Below are 458 nucleotides of genomic sequence, written 5' to 3' on the forward strand. Positions count from 1 at the left end.
GTGATGAGCAGACTGGCCGTCGACGACGACCTCACCCTCGGCCGGTTGTGCGCGGTGCCCGTCACCGGGCTGGACCTGTGCCGGGAACTGCGGGCGATCTGGTCGGGAGGCCGCACCCCACCGGCGGGGGCGGTGCGCGAGCTGCTCAGTCACATCGGGTCCCATCAACACCGCCGAGAGTGACGCAAAGGTCGTTCCCGCGAAGGATCTACGACCCCTGCGTCGCACTCGGCGCCACCTTGTGCGTCAGCCGCGCAGCAGCCGACCGGACCGCACACCGCGCACCGTGTTGGTGGCCACCGTCGCCCACGCACCGAGCAACAACACGTACAACGCGACCGCAAGCCAGGAGATGGCCACCGCACCGGTGGCCGCACCCAACGCCGACGCACCCGTCACGCAGGTACCCACCGGGAAGGTAAAGCTCCACCAGGTCAGGCTGAAAGACAACCCGCGCC

Annotated in this window: 1 protein-coding gene and 1 pseudogene; one reads left to right on the forward strand and one right to left on the reverse strand. The window is 69.4% G+C overall.

The features are described from left to right. Positions 1-183, forward strand: a pseudogene (locus BKG76_RS19385) (LysR family transcriptional regulator); the annotation flags it as partial. A 63-nt stretch (positions 184-246) separates the two neighbouring features. Here BKG76_RS19385 and BKG76_RS24600 read toward each other — a convergent pair. Then, the coding region (locus BKG76_RS24600) for an SLAC1 family transporter (protein ID WP_456237976.1) at positions 247-458 on the reverse strand (212 nt) is incomplete at its 5' end.

The organism is Mycobacteroides franklinii, from assembly GCF_001853795.1.
GTDB lineage: Bacteria > Actinomycetota > Actinomycetes > Mycobacteriales > Mycobacteriaceae > Mycobacterium > Mycobacterium franklinii.